We start from the raw sequence: 1,107 nt of genomic DNA, 5'->3' as shown, positions 1-1,107 counted from the left end.
GTCGTATGCAGAAACGTCTTCACCAGCTTCAACCATTGCATCGTATGCTTGTTGACGGAAGTTTAGTGTCCAGTTGAATGATGGTGAGTTGTTGTATACGCCCGCGCTAGCCTAATGAGTGCTGAATACGACGAAACTGAGCTGTCTAAGCGTGCTGATGAGAAGATCCGTACCTTCCAAGCAGATGCGTCTCGTGAAGCAGGTATTTTCCACCACCTAATCACGCTACCAACGTACCACACGGCTGCGCTATCTACAGATAACCTAGCGAAAGAGTACTTCGGTGACCAAGGTATGCTGGGCTATGTTGCAAACGTTCAACGTAAAGAGATTCGCCAAGGCATTGCTTGTGTTAAACACCAAAACATGTCTGGTTCAGATATGGGTGATGATCACAAAGAGTACTTTGCTGGTGAGAACGCACTGAAAGCTGCGGGTGAGTTGAATACTTCACACCAATTTGACTAATCGCTTAACGAGCTTCCTCTCTTCTTCTCCTAGTGAGAGGGGAAGCTCACCTTACTAAGCTTTTATTCCCCGAAGGCTTGGTATCAAATAAACAAAACGCGATTTTTTCAAAAGCCAGATTTGCGTGATAAGCCACTGTTCCTTCTCGCTCTTCTGGCTACACTAATACCATTCATGTTGTTGAGAGTGCCTATGACTTCTGTACCTACCTACTTACAAGATGCAAAAGAACTGCTAACTGACGATGGCTTTGCAACCGGCGATATTTGGTATCACGGGACCTCTTCAGCCTTACTTGCTTCGATTAAAGGTCAAGGGCTGAAACGCTCTGGAGACAAAGCACTGAATGAAGCCGCGCAGAAAACAATGGCCACGATTGGCAATAACTACACCGAATCGACAGAGCCAGTATTCCTGACTCAAAGTAAAGAGCTAGCTTACTACTGGGCGCAACAAACGGTGCGTGAACGTAGCGTGCGTTTCGAAGGTGATGAGCAACCTCTCGTACTGGCGGTTAACTTATCAGAAAAACAAAGAGCAAAAATAAGACCGGACGTGGGTGCAATGAGCCTATTAATGATGAGTATCGGCGAGAACTTCATGGCACACTTAGCTAAGGTATACCAAGAGTGTGGTATT

General features: G+C 46.0%; 1 protein-coding gene and 1 pseudogene. Both read left to right on the top strand.

Translation table 11 applies throughout. The annotated features are described in order from the left end of the window. Positions 1 to 87: 87 nt before the first annotated feature. Positions 88 to 468: pseudogene (locus KIV40_RS29050) on the top strand (isocitrate lyase); the annotation flags it as partial. A 192-nt stretch (positions 469 to 660) separates the two neighbouring features. Beyond that, positions 661 to 1,107 (top strand): hypothetical protein (locus KIV40_RS29045; protein WP_285352695.1); only part of this gene is annotated, 447 nt, incomplete at its 3' end.

The sequence above is a fragment of the Vibrio sp. D173a genome (assembly GCF_030248475.1).
The sequence above is the reverse complement of the archived record's forward strand: the minus strand, read 5'-3'. Positions and strand labels throughout refer to the sequence as shown.